The organism is Solwaraspora sp. WMMA2059 (assembly GCF_027497315.1).
Classification (GTDB): Bacteria; Actinomycetota; Actinomycetes; order Mycobacteriales; family Micromonosporaceae; genus Micromonospora_E.
Genome location: NZ_CP114908.1, coordinates 5,220,005 through 5,240,315, shown reverse-complemented (window position 1 = coordinate 5,240,315; position 20,311 = coordinate 5,220,005). Strand labels below are relative to the sequence as shown.

30 protein-coding genes are annotated in these 20,311 nt (G+C 69.5%); 29 read left to right on the top strand and 1 reads right to left on the bottom strand.

Annotated elements, in window-relative coordinates; translation table 11 throughout:
- Positions 1-23: 23 nt before the first annotated feature.
- The 26 genes from rpsC to truA all read left to right on the top strand — a co-directional run bounded on the left by rpsC (position 24) and on the right by truA (position 15,269).
- Positions 24-890 carry a 30S ribosomal protein S3 gene (rpsC, locus tag O7553_RS24015; RefSeq protein WP_123606143.1) on the top strand — a complete coding sequence of 289 codons (867 nt, stop codon included), beginning with the start codon at positions 24-26 and terminating at the stop codon, positions 888-890.
- 3 nt (positions 891-893) lie between these two features.
- On the top strand, positions 894-1,319 hold the full coding sequence (gene rplP, locus O7553_RS24010; RefSeq protein ID WP_123606142.1) for a 50S ribosomal protein L16: 426 nt from the start codon (positions 894-896) through the stop codon (positions 1,317-1,319).
- Positions 1,319-1,555 (top strand): 50S ribosomal protein L29, encoded by a 237-nt coding sequence (rpmC, locus tag O7553_RS24005; protein WP_281551889.1) that lies wholly within the window; start codon positions 1,319-1,321, stop codon positions 1,553-1,555. Before rplP ends, rpmC begins: the two co-directional genes overlap by 1 nt.
- Positions 1,552-1,842 carry a 30S ribosomal protein S17 gene (gene rpsQ / locus O7553_RS24000; RefSeq protein WP_123606140.1) on the top strand — a complete coding sequence of 97 codons (291 nt, stop codon included), beginning with the start codon at positions 1,552-1,554 and terminating at the stop codon, positions 1,840-1,842. The genes rpmC and rpsQ overlap by 4 nt, the downstream gene beginning before the upstream one ends.
- 131 nt (positions 1,843-1,973) lie before the next feature.
- Positions 1,974-2,342 (top strand): 50S ribosomal protein L14, encoded by a 369-nt coding sequence (gene rplN / locus O7553_RS23995; protein ID WP_123606139.1) that lies wholly within the window; start codon positions 1,974-1,976, stop codon positions 2,340-2,342.
- Positions 2,339-2,659, top strand: a complete 321-nt coding sequence (gene rplX / locus O7553_RS23990; RefSeq protein WP_123606138.1) for a 50S ribosomal protein L24 — start codon at positions 2,339-2,341, stop codon at positions 2,657-2,659. Before rplN ends, rplX begins: the two co-directional genes overlap by 4 nt.
- Positions 2,659-3,228: a 50S ribosomal protein L5 gene (gene rplE / locus O7553_RS23985; protein WP_278173693.1), complete on the top strand. Its 570-nt coding sequence runs from the start codon at positions 2,659-2,661 to the stop codon at positions 3,226-3,228. Before rplX ends, rplE begins: the two co-directional genes overlap by 1 nt.
- 3 nt (positions 3,229-3,231) lie before the next feature.
- On the top strand, positions 3,232-3,417 hold the full coding sequence (locus O7553_RS23980; RefSeq protein ID WP_007465272.1) for a type Z 30S ribosomal protein S14: 186 nt from the start codon (positions 3,232-3,234) through the stop codon (positions 3,415-3,417).
- 78 nt (positions 3,418-3,495) lie between these two features.
- A complete protein-coding gene (gene rpsH, locus O7553_RS23975) occupies positions 3,496-3,903 on the top strand; it encodes a 30S ribosomal protein S8 (protein WP_123606136.1) in 408 nt (135 codons plus the stop codon).
- A 17-nt stretch (positions 3,904-3,920) separates the two neighbouring features.
- Positions 3,921-4,463, top strand: coding sequence for a 50S ribosomal protein L6 (rplF, locus tag O7553_RS23970; protein WP_123606135.1), 543 nt, complete (start codon positions 3,921-3,923; stop codon positions 4,461-4,463).
- 52 nt (positions 4,464-4,515) lie between these two features.
- Positions 4,516-4,911 (top strand): 50S ribosomal protein L18, encoded by a 396-nt coding sequence (gene rplR / locus O7553_RS23965; RefSeq protein ID WP_281551888.1) that lies wholly within the window; start codon positions 4,516-4,518, stop codon positions 4,909-4,911.
- A 69-nt stretch (positions 4,912-4,980) separates the two neighbouring features.
- A complete protein-coding gene (gene rpsE / locus O7553_RS23960) occupies positions 4,981-5,595 on the top strand; it encodes a 30S ribosomal protein S5 (protein WP_123606133.1) in 615 nt (204 codons plus the stop codon).
- 28 nt (positions 5,596-5,623) lie between these two features.
- Positions 5,624-5,806 carry a 50S ribosomal protein L30 gene (rpmD, locus tag O7553_RS23955; RefSeq protein ID WP_199757998.1) on the top strand — a complete coding sequence of 61 codons (183 nt, stop codon included), beginning with the start codon at positions 5,624-5,626 and terminating at the stop codon, positions 5,804-5,806.
- The gene (gene rplO, locus O7553_RS23950; protein WP_278173697.1) at positions 5,806-6,249 is read left to right on the top strand and encodes a 50S ribosomal protein L15; all 444 of its coding nucleotides are present in this window, start codon (positions 5,806-5,808) and stop codon (positions 6,247-6,249) included. Before rpmD ends, rplO begins: the two co-directional genes overlap by 1 nt.
- 230 nt (positions 6,250-6,479) lie before the next feature.
- Positions 6,480-7,811 (top strand): preprotein translocase subunit SecY, encoded by a 1,332-nt coding sequence (secY, locus tag O7553_RS23945; protein WP_281551887.1) that lies wholly within the window; start codon positions 6,480-6,482, stop codon positions 7,809-7,811.
- A complete protein-coding gene (locus O7553_RS23940; RefSeq protein ID WP_281551886.1) occupies positions 7,812-8,465 on the top strand; it encodes an adenylate kinase in 654 nt (217 codons plus the stop codon).
- Positions 8,466-8,471: 6 nt separating this feature from the next.
- Positions 8,472-9,320, top strand: a complete 849-nt coding sequence (gene map / locus O7553_RS23935; protein WP_281551885.1) for a type I methionyl aminopeptidase — start codon at positions 8,472-8,474, stop codon at positions 9,318-9,320.
- A gap of 84 nt (positions 9,321-9,404) precedes the next feature.
- Positions 9,405-9,983: a DUF1707 domain-containing protein gene (locus tag O7553_RS23930; RefSeq protein ID WP_281551884.1), complete on the top strand. Its 579-nt coding sequence runs from the start codon at positions 9,405-9,407 to the stop codon at positions 9,981-9,983.
- 422 nt (positions 9,984-10,405) lie between these two features.
- A complete protein-coding gene (infA, locus tag O7553_RS23925; RefSeq protein WP_007073013.1) occupies positions 10,406-10,627 on the top strand; it encodes a translation initiation factor IF-1 in 222 nt (73 codons plus the stop codon).
- A gap of 87 nt (positions 10,628-10,714) precedes the next feature.
- On the top strand, positions 10,715-10,828 hold the full coding sequence (gene rpmJ, locus O7553_RS23920; protein ID WP_012184307.1) for a 50S ribosomal protein L36: 114 nt from the start codon (positions 10,715-10,717) through the stop codon (positions 10,826-10,828).
- Between the two features lie 242 nt (positions 10,829-11,070).
- Positions 11,071-11,451: a 30S ribosomal protein S13 gene (gene rpsM, locus O7553_RS23915; RefSeq protein ID WP_123606127.1), complete on the top strand. Its 381-nt coding sequence runs from the start codon at positions 11,071-11,073 to the stop codon at positions 11,449-11,451.
- 61 nt (positions 11,452-11,512) lie between these two features.
- Entirely contained in the window at positions 11,513-11,920 is a 408-nt protein-coding gene (gene rpsK, locus O7553_RS23910; protein ID WP_007073011.1) for a 30S ribosomal protein S11, read from the top strand.
- Between the two features lie 14 nt (positions 11,921-11,934).
- Entirely contained in the window at positions 11,935-12,561 is a 627-nt protein-coding gene (gene rpsD, locus O7553_RS23905) for a 30S ribosomal protein S4 (RefSeq protein ID WP_123606126.1), read from the top strand.
- A 127-nt stretch (positions 12,562-12,688) separates the two neighbouring features.
- On the top strand, positions 12,689-13,711 hold the full coding sequence (locus tag O7553_RS23900) for a DNA-directed RNA polymerase subunit alpha (RefSeq protein WP_278173705.1): 1,023 nt from the start codon (positions 12,689-12,691) through the stop codon (positions 13,709-13,711).
- Positions 13,712-13,745: 34 nt separating this feature from the next.
- A complete protein-coding gene (gene rplQ, locus O7553_RS23895) occupies positions 13,746-14,321 on the top strand; it encodes a 50S ribosomal protein L17 (RefSeq protein ID WP_281551883.1) in 576 nt (191 codons plus the stop codon).
- A gap of 114 nt (positions 14,322-14,435) precedes the next feature.
- Positions 14,436-15,269, top strand: a complete 834-nt coding sequence (truA, locus tag O7553_RS23890) for a tRNA pseudouridine(38-40) synthase TruA (protein ID WP_281551882.1) — start codon at positions 14,436-14,438, stop codon at positions 15,267-15,269.
- A 7-nt stretch (positions 15,270-15,276) separates the two neighbouring features.
- Here the strand turns inward: truA and O7553_RS23885 are convergent, their stop codons facing one another.
- Entirely contained in the window at positions 15,277-15,990 is a 714-nt protein-coding gene (locus O7553_RS23885; RefSeq protein WP_281551881.1) for a hypothetical protein, read from the bottom strand.
- An 840-nt stretch (positions 15,991-16,830) separates the two neighbouring features.
- Between O7553_RS23885 and O7553_RS23880 the strand changes: the two genes are divergently transcribed.
- From O7553_RS23880 to O7553_RS23870, 3 genes are all read left to right on the top strand, one after another.
- The gene (locus tag O7553_RS23880) at positions 16,831-17,445 is read left to right on the top strand and encodes a methyltransferase (RefSeq protein WP_281551880.1); all 615 of its coding nucleotides are present in this window, start codon (positions 16,831-16,833) and stop codon (positions 17,443-17,445) included.
- Between the two features lie 95 nt (positions 17,446-17,540).
- The gene (locus O7553_RS23875) at positions 17,541-19,217 is read left to right on the top strand and encodes an ATP-binding cassette domain-containing protein (protein WP_281551879.1); all 1,677 of its coding nucleotides are present in this window, start codon (positions 17,541-17,543) and stop codon (positions 19,215-19,217) included.
- A gap of 5 nt (positions 19,218-19,222) precedes the next feature.
- On the top strand, positions 19,223-20,212 hold the full coding sequence (locus O7553_RS23870; protein WP_281551878.1) for an aldo/keto reductase: 990 nt from the start codon (positions 19,223-19,225) through the stop codon (positions 20,210-20,212).
- Positions 20,213-20,311 lie beyond the last annotated feature (99 nt).

Below are 20,311 nucleotides of genomic sequence, written 5' to 3'. Positions count from 1 at the left end.
AGCAGCACGGAGGGTGCCGAGTAATGGGTCAGAAAGTTCACCCGCACGGGTTCCGGCTCGGCATCTCGACCGACTGGAAGTCGCGCTGGTACGCGGAGAAGCTGTACAAGGACTACATCGCCGAGGACGTCAAGATCCGCCGGATGATGTCCAGCGGCCTCGAGCGGGCCGGTATCTCCAAGGTCGACATCGAGCGGACCCGCGACCGGGTCCGGGTCGACATCCACACCGCCCGCCCGGGCATCGTCATCGGCCGTAAGGGCGCCGAGGCGGACCGGATCCGGGGCAAGCTGGAGAAGCTCACCGGCAAGCAGGTGCAGCTCAACATCCTCGAGGTGAAGAGCCCCGAGTCGGACGCACAGCTGGTCGCGCAGGGCGTCGCCGAGCAGTTGGCCAGCCGGGTCAGCTTCCGGCGGGCGATGCGTAAGGCCATGCAGTCGGCGATGAAGAACCCGATCGTCAAGGGCATCCGGGTGCAGGTCTCCGGCCGGCTCGGCGGTGCGGAGATGAGCCGTACCGAGTTCTACCGCGAGGGTCGGGTGCCGCTGCACACGCTGCGGGCCAACATCGAGTACGGCTTCTTCGAGGCCCGGACCACCTTTGGCCGGATCGGCGTCAAGGTGTGGATCTACAAGGGCGACGCGGTCCCGGGGCGGGAGGCTCCGGCCGAGGCGCCCAGCCGTCCCCGCCGGGAGCGGCCGGACCGGCCCCGTCGCGGGCGTTCCGGCTCCAGCGGGACGACCGCCGGTGGTACCGAGGCTGGCCGGGCGGCCGCCGCGGAGATCTCCGGTGGCCCGTCGACCACGACCAGCAGTGCCGCGCCGGCTGATGCCGCGCCGGCCACTCCGGCCGCTTCGGCCGGAGCGGACAGCTCAGCGCAGGAGGGCTGACAGATGCTGATCCCGCGCAAGCCCCCGAAGGGCTTCCGCAAGCCGCATCACCCGAGCCGTACTGGCGCCGCCAAGGGCGGCACCCGGGTGGTGTTCGGCGAGTTCGGTATCCAGGCGCTCGAGCCGGCGTATGTGACCAACCGTCAGATCGAGTCGGCCCGTATCGCCATGACCCGCCACATCAAGCGTGGTGGCAAGGTCTGGATCACGGTCTTCCCCGACCAGGCGTTGACCAAGAAGCCGGCCGAGACCCGGATGGGGTCCGGTAAGGGCTCGCCCGAGTGGTGGGTCGCCAACATCAAGCCGGGACGGGTGCTCTTCGAGATGTCCTTCCCGAACGAGCAGATCGCGCGTGAGGCGATGCGTCGTGCGATCCACAAGCTCCCGATGAAGTGCCGCATCGTGACGCGCGAAGTGGGTGAAAGCTGATGGCAGCGGGCGTTTCGGCCGCCGAGCTGCGTGACCTCTCCGAAGAGGAGCTGGTCACGAAGCTGCGGGAGGCCAAGGCGGAGCTGTTCAACCTCCGCGTGCAGGCCGCGACCGGTCAGCTGGACAACAACCGCCGGCTGCAGGTCATCCGTCGGGAGATCGCCCGGATCTACACGATCATGCGTGAGCGTGAGTTGGGACTCTCCGCCGCGCCGACTGAGGTGGCTGCATCATGAGTGAGAACACCGCCCCCGAGCAGGGCGCAACGGTCGTCCGGGCCCGCCGCAAGGTTCGCGAAGGGCTCGTGGTCAGCGACAAGATGGAGAAGACCGTCGTCGTCGAGGTCGAGGACCGGGTCAAGCACCGGCTGTACGGCAAGGTCATGCGCCGTACCAGCAAGCTGAAGGCACACGACGAGCAGAACGCGTGCGGGGTCGGTGACCGGGTGCTGCTGATGGAGACCCGGCCGCTGTCCGCCACCAAGCGGTGGCGGGTCGTCGAGATCCTCGAGAAGGCGAAGTAGCCGGGCGACCCGTCCGCCGCCGTCGCGCGGCGTTCGGGTCGGTCGGGTCCGGATGGCAGCCCGCGCGTAGCGCGGACCAGGTTCTTCCAAGCTCCGGGTGACCGGAGGACTGGCAGACATAGGAGATAGACGTGATCCAGCAGGAGTCGCGACTGCGTGTCGCCGACAACACGGGTGCCCGGGAGATCCTGTGCATCCGGGTGCTCGGTGGCTCCGGTCGGCGCTACGCAGGCATCGGCGACGTGATCGTCGGGACGGTCAAGGACGCGATTCCCGGCGCCGGCGTGAAAAAGGGCGACGTGGTGAAGGCCGTCGTGGTCCGGACCGCGAAGGAGAAGCGGCGGCCGGACGGGTCGTACATCCGCTTCGACGAGAACGCTGCCGTCATCATCAAGGACGGTGGGGACCCGCGCGGTACCCGCATCTTCGGCCCGGTCGGGCGTGAGCTGCGGGACAAGCGGTTCATGAAGATCATTTCTTTGGCGCCGGAGGTGCTGTGACCGTGAAGGTGAAGAAGGGCGACACGGTCGTCGTCATCGCCGGTAAGGACAAGGGTGCCAAGGGCAAGGTCATCGCGGCCTACCCGCGGCAGGACAAGGTCCTCGTCGAAGGCGTGAACCGGATCAAGAAGCACACCCGCATCCAGACCACCCAGCGCGGCGGGCAGACCGGTGGCATCGTCACCCAGGAAGCTCCGATCCACGTCTCGAACGTGCAGGTGCTCGACTCCGACGGCAAGCCGACCCGGGTCGGTTACCGGTTCGACGACAGCGGCCAGAAGGTGCGGATCGCGCGTAGCAACGGTAAGGACCTGTGATGACCACCGCTACCCAGACCAGGCCGGCGCCGCGCCTCAAGCAGCGGTACCGCGAGGAGACCATCGCGCAACTGCGTGAGCAGTTCCAGTACGCGAACCCGATGCAGGTTCCGGGGCTCGTCAAGATCGTCGTGAACATGGGTGTCGGCGAGGCCGCTCGGGACGCCAAGCTGATCGACGGTGCCATGCGTGACCTGGCCACCATTACCGGCCAGAAGCCGCAGGTGCGGCGGGCAACCAAGTCGATCGCGCAGTTCAAGCTCCGTGAGGGGATGCCGATCGGCGCGAAGGTCACCCTGCGCGGTGACCGGATGTGGGAGTTCCTGGACCGGCTGCTGTCCATCGCGCTGCCCCGAATCCGGGACTTCCGCGGGCTGGACGGTCGCAAGCTCGACGGCAACGGCAACTACACGTTCGGGCTTACCGAGCAGTCGGTGTTCCACGAGATCGACCAGGACCGGATCGACCGCACCCGGGGCATGGACATCACGGTGGTCACCACCGCCAAGACCGACGACGAGGGCCGGGCGCTGCTCAAGCTCCTGGGCTTCCCGTTCAAGGAGAACTGAGCTATGGCCAAGAAGGCGCTGATCATCAAGGCCGCCGCGAAGCCGAAGTTCTCGGTGCGCGCGTACACCCGTTGCCAGCGGTGCGGGCGGCCCAAGGCGGTCTACCGCAAGTTCGGCCTCTGCCGGGTCTGCATCCGGGAGATGGCGCACCGCGGTGAGCTGCCCGGTGTGTCGAAGGCTTCCTGGTAACCCCACCTTGACAGGTCTTCGCCGTAGGCCCGGTGGTACAGCCACCGGGAACCCCGGCGAGAAAGGTTGACGAGACCCATGACGATGACCGACCCGATCGCAGACATGCTGACCCGTCTGCGCAACGCCAACCAGGCGTACCACGACCGGGTGACGATGCCGTACTCGAAGGTCAAGGCGAACATCGCCGAGGTCCTCAAGGCCGAGGGATACATCTCGACCTGGCAGGTCGAGGACCCTGCGGAGGGTGCCGTCGGCCGGCGGCTGGTGGTCGATTTGAAGTACGGCCAGAACCGGGAGCGCAGCCTCGCCGGGATCAAGCGCGTGTCCAAGCCGGGTCTGCGGGTGTACGCCAAGTCGGATGAGCTGCCCCGAGTGCTCGGCGGCCTGGGCGTGGCGATCATTTCGACGTCCCAGGGGCTGCTCACCGACCGGCAGGCCCGTAAGCGGAGCGTGGGCGGGGAAGTCCTCGCCTTCGTCTGGTAATCGGGAGACTGGTAACAATGTCGCGTATTGGACGTAAGTCGATCCCGGTACCGGCCGGCGTCGATGTCAAGATCGATGGCCAGACCGTCACGGTCAAGGGCCCCAAGGGCGAGCTGTCGCACGTCCTGCCCGAGTCGATCACCGTTGAGCGGACCGAGGACGGTCAGCTCCAGATCAACCGGGCCAACGACGAGCGCCAGGCCAAGGAACTGCACGGGCTGAGCCGTACCCTGGTGTCGAACATGGTCATCGGGGTGACCGACGGTTACCGCAAGACCCTGGAGATCGCGGGTACGGGTTACCGGGTCACCGCCAAGGGCAAGGACCTGGAGTTCGCTCTCGGGTTCTCGCACCCGGTGCTGGTGCCGGCCCCGGAGGGGATCACCTTCACCGTGGAGCGGCCGACGCTGTTCCACGTGGCCGGGATCAACAAGTGGCAGGTCGGTGAGGTCGCCGCCAACATCCGGAAGATCCGCCCGCCGGAGCCGTACAAGGGCAAGGGCGTGAAATACCAGGGCGAGGTCATCCGCCGCAAGGCCGGAAAGGCAGGTAAGAAGTGAGCGCGAGGAGCGAGCTTGCGAGCCCCGCAGTCGCGAACGGAGGCGGGTTCCGATGAGCGCCACACTGTTGAAGCGTCGGGCGGGCGGCAGCGTCTCCGCGCGGCGTGCCATCGGGCGGGCGCGCCGGCACTTCCGGGTGCGCAAGAACCTCAGTGGGACCGCGCAGCGGCCGCGCCTGGTGGTCACCCGTTCCCTGAAGCACATGGTCGCCCAGATCGTCGACGACACCAAGGGTCACACCCTGGCGTCCGCGTCGACCATGGACGCGTCGCTGCGGGGTACCGCGGGTGCCAAGAGCGAACTGGCCGGCAAGGTGGGCGAGCTGCTCGCCGAGCGGGCCAAGGCGGCAGGTATCTCCAAGGTCGTGTTCGACCGTGGGGGCAACCGGTACGCGGGGCGGATCGCCGCGCTGGCCGACGCTGCCCGCGAAGCCGGACTCGAGTTCTAGCGGCCGTCTGATGCCTGTCCAGACGCAAATCGAAGCAAACCCCGTCACGAGTAGGAAGGAAGGCTGCTGATGCCAGGTCAACAGCGTCGTGGCGGCGGGTCCGGTGGCAACGAAGGTGGTCGCCGCGACAACCGCCGTGAGGGCGGTCGCGGCAACGCGCCCGTCGAGAAGACCCCACACCTGGAGCGCGTCGTCGCGATCAACCGGGTCGCCAAGGTCGTGAAGGGCGGTCGGCGTTTCAGCTTCACCGCCCTGGTGATCGTGGGCGACGGCGACGGCACGGTCGGCGTGGGTTACGGCAAGGCCAAGGAGGTGCCGGCGGCGATCGCCAAGGGCGTCGAGGAGGCCAAGAAGCACTTCTTCAAGGTGCCCCGGATCGCCGCGTCGATCCCGCACCCGGTGCAGGGCGAGGACGCCGCCGGCGTGGTCCTGTTGAAGCCGGCGAGTGCCGGTACGGGTGTGATCGCCGGTGGCCCGGTGCGTGCGGTGCTGGAGTGCGCGGGCATCCACGACGTGCTCTCCAAGAGCCTCGGCTCGTCGAACCCGATCAACATCGTGCACGCCACGGTCGCCGCGCTGAAGAGCCTGGAGTCGCCGGAGGCGGTCGCCACCCGGCGTGGCCTGCCGGTCGAGGACGTGGCCCCAGCCGCGATGCTCGCGTCCCGCGCGGGCGCAGGGGCGTGACAGCGAAGATGAACGGAGGGCGGCTGTGATGGCACGTCTGAAGGTGACCCAGGTCCGGTCCGGGATCGGGACCAAGCGCAACCAGCGGGAGTCGCTGCGGTCGCTCGGTCTCAAGCGGATCAACGACGTGGTGGTCAAGGAGGACCGGCCCGAGATTCGGGGCATGATCTTCACCGTGAACCACCTCGTGAAGGTCGAGGAGGTCGAGTAATGGCGATCAAGGTCCACCACCTCCGGCCGGCGCCGGGGGCCAAGACCGCGAAGACCCGGGTGGGCCGCGGTGAGGGCTCCAAGGGCAAGACCGCCGGTCGGGGCACCAAGGGCTCCAAGGCCCGCAAGAACATCCCGGCGGCGTTCGAGGGTGGGCAGATGCCCATCCACATGCGTCTGCCGAAGCTGAAGGGCTTCAAGAACCGGTTCAAGGTCGTCTACCAGGTGGTCAACCTGGACCGGTTGGCGGAGCTCTTCCCGAACGGTGGTGAGGTCGGTCCGCAGCAGTTGGCCGAGTCCGGCGCGGTCCGTAAGGGCCAGCCGGTCAAGGTGCTGGGCAGCGGCGACCTCGGTGGTGTGTCTCTCCAGGTGTCGGCGCACGCGTTCAGCGGGTCGGCCAAGGAGAAGATCACCGCAGCTGGCGGCTCGGTCACCGAGCTCTGAACACCCAGCTTGGACGTGGCGCTCGCTCAGTTGTCCGCGACTGACGGGCGCCACGGCCTACTGGTGAAGCCTCCGTCCCGTTAATATCGGGACCGGTGTATGTTCTAGGGCACGCCTGCCCAGACCGACGCCGGACTGTTAGAGTCCGATGCCAGCCATGGATATCGGGCGCTCCGCACCCACCCGACCCGCCAGAACATCCGGCGGCCGCCTCGCGCAGGAGGAAGAAGTTGCTCTCCGCCTTTCTCAGTGCGTTCCGCACGCCTGACCTGCGCAAGAAGCTGCTGTTCACGGTCTTCATCGTCGCGATCTACCGGCTCGGCGCCACGCTGCCGAGCCCAGGCGTGTCGTACGGCAACGTGCAGCAGTGCATCACCGCCATGGAGTCCGGGGACTCCAGCGGGGTCTTCACCCTGCTGAACCTCTTCTCCGGCGGTGCGTTGCTGTCCCTGTCCGTCTTCGCGCTGGGCATCATGCCCTACATCACCGCGTCGATCATCCTGCAGCTGCTCACCGTGGTGATTCCACGGTTGGAGCAGCTCCGCAAGGAGGGGCAGTCCGGCCAGGCCAAGATCACCCAGTACACCCGTTACCTGACCCTGGGCCTGGGCATCCTGCAGGCCTCGGCGTTCGTTGCGCTGGCCCGATCCGGGCAGCTGTTCAACAACATGTGCGACCAGTGGCCGATCATCCCCGACGGGACCGGCCTACCGACCTGGCTGACGCTCAGCGTGCTGGTCATCACGATGACCGCCGGCACCGGCATGGTGATGTGGCTCGGCGAGCTGATCACCGACCGGGGCGTCGGCAACGGCATGTCGGTGCTGATCTTCACCTCGATCGCGGCGCGACTGCCCAGCGAGGGGTGGGCGATCAAGAACACCCACGGCTGGGGCATGTTCGGCCTGGTGATCGTGCTGGTTCTGGTGGTCATCACCGCGGTGGTCTTCATCGAGCAGGCGCAGCGCCGGATCCCGGTGCAGTACGCCAAGCGGATGATCGGCCGGCGGATGTACGGCGGCACCTCGACCTACATCCCGTTGAAGGTCAACCAGGCCGGTGTCATCCCGGTGATCTTCGCCTCGTCGGTGCTCTACCTGCCGCAGCTCGGGCTGCAGTTCTTCGATCCGAACGACCCTGGTCAGGTCCAGGCGTGGATCCAGAACAACCTGGCGAACCCGACCAGCCCGATCTACATCGTCACGTACTTCTTTATGATCATCTTCTTCACGTACTTCTACGTGTCGATCACGTTCAACCCGACCGAGGTCGCGGAGAACATGAAGAAGTACGGTGGCTTCGTGCCCGGCATCCGGCCGGGCCGGCCCACGGCCGAGTACCTCGACTTCATCCTCAGCCGGATCACCCTCCCCGGTGCGCTCTACCTCGGCCTCATCTCCGTCCTGCCGAACTTCTTCTTCATCTGGCTGGACAGCGACCAGTACGTGAACTTCCCGTTCGGTGGCACCGCCGTGCTCATCATGGTCGGTGTCGGTCTGGAAACCGTGAAGCAGATCGAGAGCCAACTCATGCAGCGCAACTACGAAGGGTTCCTCCGGTAGATGAGGCTGGTACTGGTCGGTCCCCCCGGGGCGGGGAAGGGGACCCAGGCCGAGTTCATCGCCGCTCACCTGGTCGTGCCCAAAATCTCGACCGGGGACATCTTCCGGGCCAACGTCTCCCAGGGCACGCCACTGGGTGTCGAGGCCAGGCGATACATGGACGCCGGCAAGCTGGTTCCGGACGAGGTGACCATCAACATGGTCCGGGACCGGCTGGCCGAGCCGGACGCCGCCGAAGGCTTCCTGCTCGACGGCTTCCCGCGAACCACTCCGCAGGCAGCCGCGCTGGACAAGCTGCTGGCCGACCTCGGCACCGCGCTTGATCTGGTGCTGGAGCTGGTCGTCGACGACGACGAGGTGATCCGGCGGCTGTCCGGCCGGCGTACCTGTCGGGGCTGTGGCAAGATCTGGCACGTCGAGTTCGACGCGCCGGCGACCGAGGGCCGCTGTGACCGGTGCGGTGCCGAGCTGTTCCAGCGCGACGACGACAAGCCGGAGACCATTGCCCAGCGCCTGGTGGAGTACGCCGACAAGACCGCGCCGCTGGTCGACTTCTACGGGGCCCAGGGCAAGCTGGTCGGGATCGACGCCACCGGGCCGGTCGAGGACGTCACCGTACGCGCGATCGACGCCCTGCGTTCGTACGGCGGGTAGCGCCCGATGCGCCGCCAGCAGCTGGACATCCAGCTGAAGACTCCGGAGCAGATCGACCGGATGCGGGCCGCCGGTCTGGTGGTCGCTGACGCACTGGCCCGGATGCGGGCGGCGATCGCCCCCGGCGTCTCCACCGCCGATCTGGACGCCATCGCCGCTGCGACGATCCGCGACGCCGGTGCGGTTCCGTCGTTCAAGGGCTACCACGGCTACCCGGCGACCATCTGCTCCTCGGTCAACGAGCAGGTGGTGCACGCGATCCCGGCCGCCGGGCAGGTGCTGCGCGACGGCGACGTCATCTCGGTCGACTGCGGTGCGGTGCTGGATGGCTGGCACGGCGACGCGGCCTTCACCGCGCCGGTCGGGGAGGTGCGTCCGGAACTGCTGCGGATGATCACGGTCGCCGAGGACGCGCTGTGGGCCGGAATCGCCGCTGCGGCGCGCGGTGCGGTCAGCGGCCGTGGCCGGCTCACCGACATCTCGTACGCGGTGGAGCGGGCGATCCGGGCGGGCGGCCGGTACGGCATCGTCGAGGGCTACGGCGGCCACGGGATCGGCACCGAGATGCACCAGGACCCGCACGTGCTCAACTACGGCCGGCCGGGTAAGGGCCCGCGCCTGGTCCCGGGGATGGCGCTGGCCATCGAGCCGATGATCACCGAGGGGTCGGCCGGCACCGACGAGCTGGCCGACGGCTGGACGGTGGTGACCCGGGACGGGTCGATGGCGGTGCACGTCGAGCATTCGATGGCGCTGCTGCCGGACGGCGTCTGGGTGTTGACCGAGCCGGATGGCGGGCGTTCCCGGCTCGGCGATCTGGTGACCGCCCGTCAGCCGGCCGATTCCCGACGCTGACCCGGGGCCTGCCCCGGCTCCGGCCGCCCCCCTGGTCAGGTGCCGGTCTGGTCGGGCTGGCACCGGGGTGTCAAGCTGGTAGCCATGGATCGGCGGGACGGGATGCGGGCGGCCGACGCCGACCGGGAGGCAGTGGCCGAACGGTTGCGCAACGCGCTGAGCGAGGGTCGACTGGATCTTGCCGAGTTCGACGAGCGGTTGCAGCTGGCCTACGCGGCGAAGACGTACGGTGATCTGGACGGACTGCTCGACGATCTGCCACCGGTGACCGCCGCCGGACGCTCCCAGTTGGTGCCGGTCGTCGCCGACGGGTTGCCGGCCGAGTTGACTCCCGGCCCGGACGGCCGCTACCCCGGTGCGACCCGCCGGTGGCTGGTCAACGAGTGGGACGGGTACGGGACGGCGGTCGGGATCACCATCGCGATCTGGGCGGTGACCTGCGTCATGAGTCAGGACCTGCGGTACTTCTGGCCGGGCTGGGTGGCCGGCCCGTGGGGCGCGGTGCTGCTGGTGACCACCGTGCTGGGTCTGATCAAGGGCGAGCCGCAACAGTGTGCGGCCAAGCAGGCCCGGCGGCACCTGGCCAAGCAGGAGAAGGCGGAACGCAAGCGGCTTGAGCAGGAGTCCGGCGGGGCCGACGGTCCGGCCCCGGGCCAGGGGTAGCCACCCGGCCGCACACCGGAGGCCAAGCGGTCGGCCGGCGACCGAAGGCCTGACCGGCGCCCGGCGCCCGGCGGCTGAAGGCCTGACCGACGCCCGGCGGGTCGCCGGTAAACTCCCTGATCCTGCTGCTTTGTCGGGTATGCTGACCCGCAGCAGCGCGTGGTTTGCTGTCCGCGTGACAACCCGCGTACACTGATAGGTCGGCGCACAGCGTCCACTCCAGCGTGCCTGCTCTGCGCTTCGGCAGGCCGTGTCTGATCGGGTGTCGCCTGGGTTTCGGTAACCCGGGCCGAGCCCGTCGTCAGACGTCTGGAGCCGCGGCTGGCGCGGTCGAATCGGTACGGTCGGCAGGCCGGACGGGTCCGTCCGCGAATGGTGTTGTGAGCCGATCCCGAGCAACCGACGTCAGGACAGCGGAGGACATGCCGAAAAAAGACGGGGCCATCGAGATCGAAGGTCGAGTGATCGAGCCACTACCGAACGCAATGTTCCGGGTGGAGCTCGCCAACGGCCACAAGGTGCTGGCTCACATCAGCGGCAAGATGCGGCAGCACTACATCCGCATCCTGCCCGAGGACCGGGTCGTCGTCGAGCTTTCGCCGTACGACCTGACCCGCGGGCGCATCGTCTATCGCTACAAGTAACCGCCTGACGGCGGCCGGGGCGTCCCGTGTCCGTCCTCAAGCCCGCACCGTGTACGCGGCCGGGCGTCAACGGAAGTAAGGCAAACCGTGAAGGTCAAGCCGAGCGTCAAGAGGATCTGCAACAAGTGCCGGGTGATCCGCCGGCACGGCCGGGTGATGGTGATCTGCACCGACCCGCGGCACAAGCAGCGCCAGGGCTGACCCCGAGCCGACCGGCAGGAGCCGGGCCGGCGACGGGGCGGTTCAGGCGGCCGATCGCACAACAGCACATGCTCGTCCCAGCCGCGAGCACCCGGTGACCATGTCGCCGTGTCCGTGGCGCAACCCCCGGTCGGAGGCCGGGGCCCGGCATGCCGGCCCACCCAGCTGGGTGGTCGGCGAGGGCAGCCGGGGTGGGGCGGGCTCAGACCTCCGTGCACACCACTTGAGGAGTACGCCCGCACATGGCACGTCTAGTCGGCGTGGATCTGCCCCGCGAGAAGCGGATGGAGATCGCGCTCACCTACATCTTCGGGATCGGCCGGACCCGTTCGATCGCCACGCTTGCCGCGACTGGCATCGACCCGAACAAGCGGGTCCGGGACCTCACCGACGAGGAGCTGGTCCAGCTCCGGGATCACATCGAGGCCAGCTTCAAGGTCGAGGGTGATCTGCGTCGGGAGGTTGCCGCAGACATCCGCCGCAAGGTGGAGATCGGCTGCTACGAGGGCATCCGGCACCGCCGCGGGTTGCCCGTGCACGGCCAGCGCACCCGGACCAACGCCCGGACCCGCAAGGGCCCGAAGCGGACCGTCGCCGGCAAGAAGAAGCCGGGCAAGAAGTAGTCCTGGCCGCCGCCGGGCTCGCCCGGATACCTCGATCGTTCAATAGGAGCGCAGAAAACTTATGCCACCGAAGGCTCGCGCTGGAGCCGCTGTCAAGAAGGTCCGGCGCAAGGAACGCAAGAACGTCGCCCACGGGCAGGCGCACATCAAGAGCACCTTCAACAACACCATCGTCTCGATCACCGACCCGACCGGTGCGGTGATCTCCTGGGCCTCCGCCGGCCAGGTCGGTTTCAAGGGCTCCCGCAAGTCGACGCCGTTCGCCGCGCAGTTGGCCGCCGAGGCCGCCGCCCGGCGGGCGATGGAGCACGGCATGCGCAAGGTCGACGTCTTCGTCAAGGGCCCCGGCTCCGGCCGGGAGACCGCCATCCGTTCGTTGCAGGCCGTCGGCCTGGAGGTCGGGCAGATCTCCGATGTCACGCCGCAGCCGCACAACGGGTGCCGTCCGCCGAAGCGTCGCCGGGTCTGAGAGGTTAGGAAGAGATGGCTCGTTACACGGGTGCTGACTGCCGCCGTTGCCGGCGGGAGAAGATGAAGCTGTTCCTCAAGGGCAGCAAGTGCGATGGGCCGAAGTGCCCGTTCGAATCCCGGCCCTTCCCACCCGGCCAGCACGGCCGCGGCCGGACCAAGGAGACCGAGTACCTCCTCCAGCTGCGGGAGAAGCAGAAGGCCCGCCGGGTGTACGGCGTGCTGGAGAAGCAGTTCCGCGGCTACTACGAGGAAGCAGTGGCCAAGCAGGCGAAGACCGGTGAGGTGCTGCTGCAGATCCTGGAGTCCCGGCTGGACAACGTCGTGTACCGGGCTGGCTACGCCAAGTCCCGGGACATGGCGCGCCAGCTGGTCAAGCACGGGCACTTCATGGTCAACGGCAAGAAGGTCGACATCCCCTCGTTCCGCGTCAAGGAGCACGACATCGTCGAGGTGCGGACGAAGTCGAAGGAGCTGACCCCGTTCCTGGTCGCCCAGGGCGAGGCCGGTTCCAAGACCGTCCCGGCCTGGCTGGAGGCGATCCCCAGCCAGATGAAGATCCTCGTGCACTCCATGCCGGCGCGTCAGACGATCGACACGCAGGTTCAGGAGCAGCTGATCGTCGAGCTCTACTCGAAGTGAGCCACCCCCGTCGACGGGGGTCGCGGTCGACCGGCGTCACCGACGTACGGCACCGGCCCGGCCCCCGTCGACGGGCGCACGACCGACGGGCGTCATATAGCGGTCGCCCCGACCCAAGGAGAAGTACGTGCTCATCAGCCAGCGGCCGACTCTGTCCGAGGAGTCGATCAGCGACACGAGGTCCCTGTTCACCATCGAGCCGTTGGAGCCGGGTTTCGGCTACACGCTCGGCAACTCGCTGCGGCGTACGCTGCTCAGCTCCATTCCGGGCGCGGCGGTCACCAGCATCAAGATCGACGGCGTGCTGCACGAGTTCACCACGATCCCCGGCGTCAAAGAGGACGTGGTCGAGCTGGTCATGAACGTCAAGGAGCTGTGCGTCAGCTCCGAGCACGACGAGCCGGTCAGCATGTACCTGCGCAAGCAGGGCCCCGGTGACGTGACCGCCGGTGACATCCAGCCGCCGGCCGGGGTCTCGGTACACAACCCGGACCTCAAACTGGCCACCCTCAACGGCAAGGGCCGCCTCGACATGGAGCTCACCGTCGAGCGGGGCCGCGGGTACGTCACCGCCGCGCAGAACAAGCAGGCGGGCGCCGAGATCGGCCGGATCCCGGTCGACTCGATCTACTCGCCGGTGCTCAAGGTCACCTACCGGGTGGAGGCGACCCGGGTCGAGCAGCGGACCGACTTCGACCGGCTGATCATCGACGTCGAGACCAAGGCGTCGATCGGGCCGCGTACCGCGCTGGCCTCGGCCGGCTCCACCCTGGTCGAGCTGTTCGGCCTGGCCCGCGAGCTGGACGAGACCGCTGAGGGCATCGACATCGGGCCGTCGCCGCAGGACGCCCAGCTGGCCGCCGACCTGGCGCTGCCGATCGAGGAGCTGGACCTGACCGTACGGTCGTACAACTGCCTCAAGCGCGAGGGCATCAACAGCGTCGGCGAGCTGATCGGGCGGACCGAGGCGGACCTCCTCGATATAAGGAATTTCGGTCAGAAGTCGATCGACGAGGTCAAGATGAAGCTCGCCGGGATGGGGCTGGGCCTGAAGGATTCGGCGCCCAACTTCGACCCGGCACACGTCGTGGACTCCTTCAGCGAAGCCGACTACGACACCGACGACTACCGCGAGACCGAGCAGCTGTAACGCCGGCTGCCGCCACCACTGAGGAGCACCAACCATGCCCACGCCCACCAAGGGCCCCCGCCTCGGCGGCAGCCCCGCGCACGAGCGGATGATGCTGGCCAACCTGGCCACCTCGCTGTTCCGGTACGGCAAGATCAAGACCACCGAGACCAAGGCGAAGCGGCTGCGTCCCCTCGCGGAGCAGCTGATCACCAAGGCCAAGCGGGGCGACCTGCACTCGCGCCGTCGGGTGCTGACCGTCGTGCGGGACAAGGACGTGGTCTTCGAGCTGTTCGACCAGATCGCGCCCCGGTTCGCCAACCGTCCGGGTGGCTACACCCGGATCGTGAAGACCGGCCCGCGCAAGGGGGACAACGCCCCCATGGCGATCATCGAACTGGTCGAGGAGCTGGTGATGACCACCCCGGCGCCGGCCAAGGCCGACCGTCGGGCAGCCGCCCAGCAGGACAAGGTTGAGGCGCTCGCCGGTGCCGACGAGGCGCCGGCCGCGCGTACCGACGCGGACGCCGCGGCCGACCAGGACGCCGAGCCGCCGGTGTCGGCCTCCGGTGACACCGACACCGCTGCCACCCAGGCCGCCCCGGCCGGCGACGGCGAGAACAAGGCCTGAGTCGGCGACGACCACAACCGGTGGGACCCGGCGCTGCGACAGCAGCGCCGGGTCCCACCGTCTTTCCGGCAACCACGCGACCTTTCCGGCAACCACGCGACGCAGGAGGATCAGGTGCGGCAGGGGGACGTCCGGCTGCGGCTCGATGTCGCGTACGACGGCACCGACTTTTCCGGCTGGGCGGTGCAACCGCAGCGGCGGACCGTCGCCGGGGTGCTGACCGAGGCCCTGGACCGGGCGTTCGGGCCGGGCGTCGCGCTCGGGCTGACCGTGGCCGGGCGTACCGACGCGGGGGTGCACGCCACCGGCCAGGTGTGCCACCTCGACGTGCCGGCCGAGGTGTGGAGCGAACGGGCCGCGACGCTACTGCGCCGGTTCGCCGGTACGCTGCCCCGCGACGTCCGGGTGCGGGCGGTCACCGAGGTGCCGGTCGACTTCGATGCCCGGTTCGCGGCCACCTACCGGCGGTACGCGTACCGGGTCACCGACGCCCCGTACGGTGCCGAGCCGCTGCGCCGGCACGACACGCTCGCCTGGCCGCGTCCGCTCGACCTGGCCGCGCTGAACGCCGCCGCCGCCGAGCTGGTCGGCGAGCACGACTTCGCCGCGTACTGCCGGCGCAAGGAGCACGCCACCACGATCCGGCAGATCACCCGGCTGGACTGGCACCGGGACGCGGACGGGACACTCATCGGCACCGTACAGGCGGACGCGTTCTGCCAGGCGATGGTGCGTAGCCTGGTCGGGGCGATGCTGTTCGTCGGCGACGGCCGCCGGCCGGTCGACTGGCCGGGCAGCCTGCTGACCCGGCGGGAACGGTCCAGTGAGGTCACCGTCGCCCCGCCACACGGACTTACCCTGGTCGAGGTCGGCTACCCCACCGACCCGGCAGGTTACGCGGCCCGCGCCAGCGTCACCCGCCGGCTGCGGCTACCGGTCGTCGGCTGACCGTCGGTCACGGCGCAGCCGCCTCGGCCGGCGCCGCCTCGGTCGACGCCGGTTGCACTGCCCGCTTCTCCAGCACGTTCGCCTGCAGGTGTAGTTGCAGCATGTCGAAGAGGATCTGCCGGGCATACGGGTCGTCGGCGGGCACCGGTTCGCTGTCGGCGCGGGCGATCACGCAGTACATCAGGAAGTGGCCGAGCGAGTGCCAGCCGACCTGGGCGGAGGAGAGCGCGATCGCCTCGGTCCCCTCGTCGGCGATCATGCCCTGAAAGCGGCCCTTCTCCTCATCGACCATCGGCTTGATCCGGGTGTGTGCCCATTCCGCGCCGGAGGCGTCGGCCAGGTTGAACACCCCGGTGGTGATCAGGTACTCGCCGGTCGGTGACCGTAGCGTGCCGCGGACCACCTGGTTGCAGCCGAGTTCGTCGAGCAGGGTGCCGATATCGCCGGCGACCGCCGCCCGGCAGCGCTCCTCGATCTGGGTTTTCAGCAGCCGGTAGGGCGGCTCGGCCGGGTCGATCACGATGTCACCGGTCGGGAAGACCTCCTCGACGGTGAGCGGCTGCGGATCGGCCTCCCGGGAGCTGACGTCCCGGGGGACCACCGTCGGTGCCGCCACCGGGGCACCCGCCGCCGCACGTCCGTTACGTTCGTCGACGACGATGAAGTACGAGCTCAGCCCGCAGACGCCGAGCATCAGCAGGACGGCGACACCGCTGATCACGACCTGCCACAGCTTCGTCGACGACCACACTGCCGTGGCCGGCCCGGCCGGTCGCCGGCCCTGAGGGTCAGTGGGACGGTCGGTCGGGTGTCGACTCGGTCGGGGGGTCCTGCCCGGCGGCGGGGCGGTGCCCGGTCGCCGGCGTCCGGTCTGACGACGTGCCCCGGGGCTCCGGGACGATCCGACCGCAGCAGGTCCGCTGCCCGGCGGCGCGCCGCCCGCCGGTCCCGGTGGGGGCGGCGGCCGGTATGCCTGGGGCGGCGGCCGGAACGCCTGGGGCGGCGGCCGGAACGCCTGCGGCGGTGGCACAGCGTAGTGTGCCGGGCCGGCACCACGCTGCGGCGGCGCGACGCCTGGCGGCGGTACGGCGTAGTGCGCCGGCCCGGTGCCAGGCGGCATGGCGTAGTGCGCGGGCCCGGCGCTCAGCGGCGGTGCGGCAGGCGGCGGTCGACTCGCCAACCCAGGATGCGGTTGGGGCTGAGCGCGGGGACGCGGTTGGGGCTGAGCGCGGGGATGTGCTCCCGGCGGCGGCTGGGCCCCGAGACGCGGTCGCGGTGACGGCTGTCCACCCCGGTGTGCTCGGGGTGTCGGCTGGGGCCGGGGGCGCGGTGGCGTCGGCGGTACACCGGCGGACCTCGGAGGCCGAGCCGATTGATCGGGTCGAATCTGCCGGCGGTCCGCGCCGGATTCGTACCCGTACGTCATATCGCACAGAGTAACGGACGGATTGGGGGGAGAGCTGCCGGTCAAGACTTGCATCAATTGAAGATCGGGCATAAGCCCTATCGATCGTGGTGACCGCCGTCAACGCCGTACCCCGGGTTGGGCGACAATGCCCCGGTGACCGGCGACCACTACTTCAGCCCGCAGCCCGGCACCGCGGACGTACGGTCGGAGATCGACTTCGCGGTCGCCGGCCGCGACTACACCCTGACCGTCGCCGCCGGAGTGTTCTCCGCCGGCCGGCTCGACCCGGGCACCGCCGTACTGCTGCGCAAGGCCGACCTGCCCGCACCGACCGACCCCGGCCCCTTCCTCGACCTCGGCTGCGGGTACGGCCCGATCACCTGTGTGCTGGCCGACCAGGCGCCAGCCGCAACGGTCCACGCGGTGGACGTGAACGCCCGCGCCCGCGAGCTCACCCTGCTCAACGCCGACCGGCTCGGCGTCGCCGACCGGGTCCGGGTTGCCGATCCGGACCGCGTGCCGCCGGAGCTCACCTTCACCCAGCTGTGGTCCAACCCGCCGATCCGGGTCGGCAAGGCGGAACTGCACGCCCTGCTCACCCGCTGGCTGCCCCGCCTCGCCCCGGGCGGCGTCGGCTGGCTGGTCATCGCCCGCTACCTGGGCGGCGATTCGGTGCAGCAGTGGCTGCGCGACCAGGGCTGGCAGGTGGACCGGCACGCCAGCCAGAAGGGCTACCGGGTGCTGCGGGTCACTCACCACGCCGACTGACCGCCACCCCGGTTCGCCAGTGCCAGTGCCAGTCGCTCACCCGGTGGCGCGAATCTCAGCTGCCGACAGCCAGGGTGATCAGGCACCATGCCGGGGTGGGATACGTGGACGTGGCCGCGGTAGGGCACACCCTGCCGGATGGTCGGGAGCTCTTTGCCGACGTGTCGTTCCGGGTCGGCGAGGGTGCCAAAGTGGCGCTGGTCGGCCCGAACGGCGCCGGCAAGACGACGCTGCTGCGGATGGTCGCCGGTGACCTGCCGGTGGCCACCGGAGCAGTCGCCCGCGCCGGCGGGCTCGGCGTGATGCGGCAGTTCATCGGCATGATCGGCGACGACCGTACACTCGCCGACCTGGCACTGTCGCTCGCCCCGCCGCCGCTGCGGGCCGCAGGAGAACGGCTCGCCGCCGCCGAACGGGCCGTGCACGCCGCTGAGGCCGCCGGCACCACCCCGGCCGCCGCCGAAAAAACCCAGATCGGGTACGCCAACGCCCTCGCCGCCTGGGGCGAAGCCGGCGGCTACGAGGCCGAGGTCGTCTTCGACACGGTGGCCACCGCAGTGCTGGACCTGCCGTGGGACCGGGTCCGGGACCGTCCGGTCCGGACCCTCTCGGGTGGACAACAGAAACGGTTCGCGTTGGAGCTGCTGCTGCGCGGCACCGACGAGGTGCTGCTGCTCGACGAGCCGGACAACTTCCTCGACGTACCCGGGAAACGGTGGCTGGAGCAGCGGCTGCGCGAGTCGACCAAGTCGGTGCTCTACGTCTCGCACGACCGGGAGTTGCTGGCCCAGACCGCCGACCGGGTGGTCGCCGTCGAAGGCGGCTCCGCCTGGACCCATCCGGGCGGCTTCGCCAGCTGGCACTCCGCGCGGGTCGCCCGGCACGCCCGGCTGGAGGAGCAGCGCCGCCGTTGGGACGAGGAGCACGAGAAACTGCGCGAACTGATGCTGATGTACAAGCAGAAGGCGGCGTACAACGACGGGTTGGCCTCGCGGTACCAGGCCGCGCAGACCCGGCTGCGCAAGTTCGAGGAGGCAGGCCCGCCGCCGCTGCCACCGAAGGACCAGTCGCTGCGGATGCGGCTGTCCGGCGGCCGCACCGGCAAGCGGGCGGTGATCTGTGAGCAACTGGAGCTGGATGGGCTGACCTACCCGTTCGACCTGGAGATCTGGTACGGCGACCGGGTCGCGGTGCTCGGGGCCAACGGCACCGGCAAGTCGCACTTCCTGCGGCTGCTGGCCCGGGGCGGAACCGACCCGGACCCGGCGGCCGGCCCGGTCGCCGGCGCGGCGCTCACCCCGGTGGCCCACGACGGGATGGTCCGGCTCGGTGCCCGGGTGCGTCCCGGCCACTTCTCGCAGACCCACGACCGGCCGGAGCTGCTCGACCAGACCCTCGCCGACGTGCTGTGGCGCGGCGACGACCACCGTGACGGGATGGACCGGCACGCGGCGATGGCCGTACTGTCCCGTTACGACCTGGCCGGCCAGGTCGACCAGCGGTTCGGCACCCTCTCCGGCGGCCAGCAGGCCCGGTTCCTGGTGCTGCTGCTGGAGCTGTCCGGTGCCACCCTGCTGCTGCTCGACGAGCCGACCGACAACCTGGACCTGGCCTCGGCCGAGGCGCTGGAGGAAGGGCTGAAGGCCTTCGAGGGTACGGTGATCGCGGTCACCCACGACCGTTGGTTCAGCCGGTCATTCGACCGGTTCGTGCTGTTCCAGGGCGACGGCGAGGTGGTCGAGGTCCCCGAGCCGGTCTGGGACGTACGCTGACCGACATGGCTGAGATGATCTACCGCCGGTTGGGCAACTCCGGGTTGATGGTGTCGGCGGTCGGGGTCGGCTGCAACAACTTCGGCCGCAAGCTGGACGCGGCCGGCACCCGGGCGGTGGTCGACGCCGCACTCGACGCCGGGATCACCCTGTTCGACACCGCCGACATTTACGGCACGCCTTCGGGTGGTTCCGAGGAACAGCTCGGGGCGGCGCTGCGCGGCCGCCGCGACGACGTGGTGCTGGCCACCAAGTTCGGCATGGACATGTCCGGCATGAACGGCGTCGACCACGGGGTACGCGGCTCCCGGCGGTACATCGTGCGGGCCGTCGAGGCGTCGCTGCGCCGACTCGGCACCGATCACATCGACCTGTATCAGTTCCACGAGCCGGACCCGGTCACCCCGGTTGAGGAGACCCTGCGGGCCCTGGACGACCTGGTACGCGCCGGCAAGGTCCGCTATGTGGGTTGCTCGAACTTCGCCGGCTGGCAGATCGCGGACGCCGCGTGGACCGCGCGTACCGCCGGGTTGTCGCCGTTCGTCAGCGCCCAGAACGAGTACAACCTGCTGGACCGGCGGGTGGAGCGGGAAGTGGTGCCGGCCTGCCAGCGCTTCGGCCTGGGGCTGCTGCCGTACTTCCCGCTCGCCGACGGGCTGCTGACCGGCAAGTACCGCCGGAGCGAGGCGCCGCCGCCGGGTAGCCGGCTGGCCGGCGAGAGCAGCCGGTACGCCGCCCGGCTCGCCGGAGCGCCGTGGGACGTCATCGAGGCCCTCGACGCGTACGCCGCGAAGCGGGACCTGCCGCTGCTCGCGGTCGCGATCGGCGGCCTGGCCGCGCAGCCGGCCGTGGCGTCGGTGATCGCCGGGGCGACCACCCCCGAGCAGGTACGGGCGAACGCCGCCGCCGGGTCGTGGCAGCCGGACGCCGCCGACCTCGCCGAACTGCGGTCGATCCTGCCGGAGCCCGCCGGCCCCGGCGGCTCGCTGAGCTGACCGGAACTGCATTTACAAGATCATGTGAGGCTCAGATACCCTACGTCGCGCCCGTAAGGTATCTGAGCCTCACATGATCTTGTCTACTCGGCTGGACTT

Bases quoted from the DNA above. Each gene is read 5' to 3' on its own strand.
- O7553_RS23930 (WP_281551884.1), top strand. From the start codon at position 9,405: ATGGATCGGCGGGACGGGATGCGGGCGGCCGACGCCGACCGGGAGGCA.
- rpsK (WP_007073011.1), top strand. From the start codon at position 11,513: ATGCCACCGAAGGCTCGCGCTGGAGCCGCTGTCAAGAAGGTCCGGCGC.
- rpsE (WP_123606133.1), top strand. From the start codon at position 4,981: ATGCCAGGTCAACAGCGTCGTGGCGGCGGGTCCGGTGGCAACGAAGGT.
- rpmD (WP_199757998.1), top strand. From the start codon at position 5,624: ATGGCACGTCTGAAGGTGACCCAGGTCCGGTCCGGGATCGGGACCAAG.
- O7553_RS23980 (WP_007465272.1), top strand. From the start codon at position 3,232: ATGGCCAAGAAGGCGCTGATCATCAAGGCCGCCGCGAAGCCGAAGTTC.
- map (WP_281551885.1), top strand. From the start codon at position 8,472: ATGCGCCGCCAGCAGCTGGACATCCAGCTGAAGACTCCGGAGCAGATC.
- rplQ (WP_281551883.1), top strand. From the start codon at position 13,746: ATGCCCACGCCCACCAAGGGCCCCCGCCTCGGCGGCAGCCCCGCGCAC.
- rpsH (WP_123606136.1), top strand. From the start codon at position 3,496: ATGACGATGACCGACCCGATCGCAGACATGCTGACCCGTCTGCGCAAC.
- rpsQ (WP_123606140.1), top strand. From the start codon at position 1,552: ATGAGTGAGAACACCGCCCCCGAGCAGGGCGCAACGGTCGTCCGGGCC.
- rplP (WP_123606142.1), top strand. From the start codon at position 894: ATGCTGATCCCGCGCAAGCCCCCGAAGGGCTTCCGCAAGCCGCATCAC.
- rpsC (WP_123606143.1), top strand. From the start codon at position 24: ATGGGTCAGAAAGTTCACCCGCACGGGTTCCGGCTCGGCATCTCGACC.
- infA (WP_007073013.1), top strand. From the start codon at position 10,406: ATGCCGAAAAAAGACGGGGCCATCGAGATCGAAGGTCGAGTGATCGAG.
- rplF (WP_123606135.1), top strand. From the start codon at position 3,921: ATGTCGCGTATTGGACGTAAGTCGATCCCGGTACCGGCCGGCGTCGAT.
- O7553_RS23940 (WP_281551886.1), top strand. From the start codon at position 7,812: ATGAGGCTGGTACTGGTCGGTCCCCCCGGGGCGGGGAAGGGGACCCAG.
- O7553_RS23870 (WP_281551878.1), top strand. From the start codon at position 19,223: ATGGCTGAGATGATCTACCGCCGGTTGGGCAACTCCGGGTTGATGGTG.
- rpsM (WP_123606127.1), top strand. From the start codon at position 11,071: ATGGCACGTCTAGTCGGCGTGGATCTGCCCCGCGAGAAGCGGATGGAG.
- rpsD (WP_123606126.1), top strand. From the start codon at position 11,935: ATGGCTCGTTACACGGGTGCTGACTGCCGCCGTTGCCGGCGGGAGAAG.
- rplO (WP_278173697.1), top strand. From the start codon at position 5,806: ATGGCGATCAAGGTCCACCACCTCCGGCCGGCGCCGGGGGCCAAGACC.
- rpmC (WP_281551889.1), top strand. From the start codon at position 1,319: ATGGCAGCGGGCGTTTCGGCCGCCGAGCTGCGTGACCTCTCCGAAGAG.
- rplE (WP_278173693.1), top strand. From the start codon at position 2,659: ATGACCACCGCTACCCAGACCAGGCCGGCGCCGCGCCTCAAGCAGCGG.
- rplR (WP_281551888.1), top strand. From the start codon at position 4,516: ATGAGCGCCACACTGTTGAAGCGTCGGGCGGGCGGCAGCGTCTCCGCG.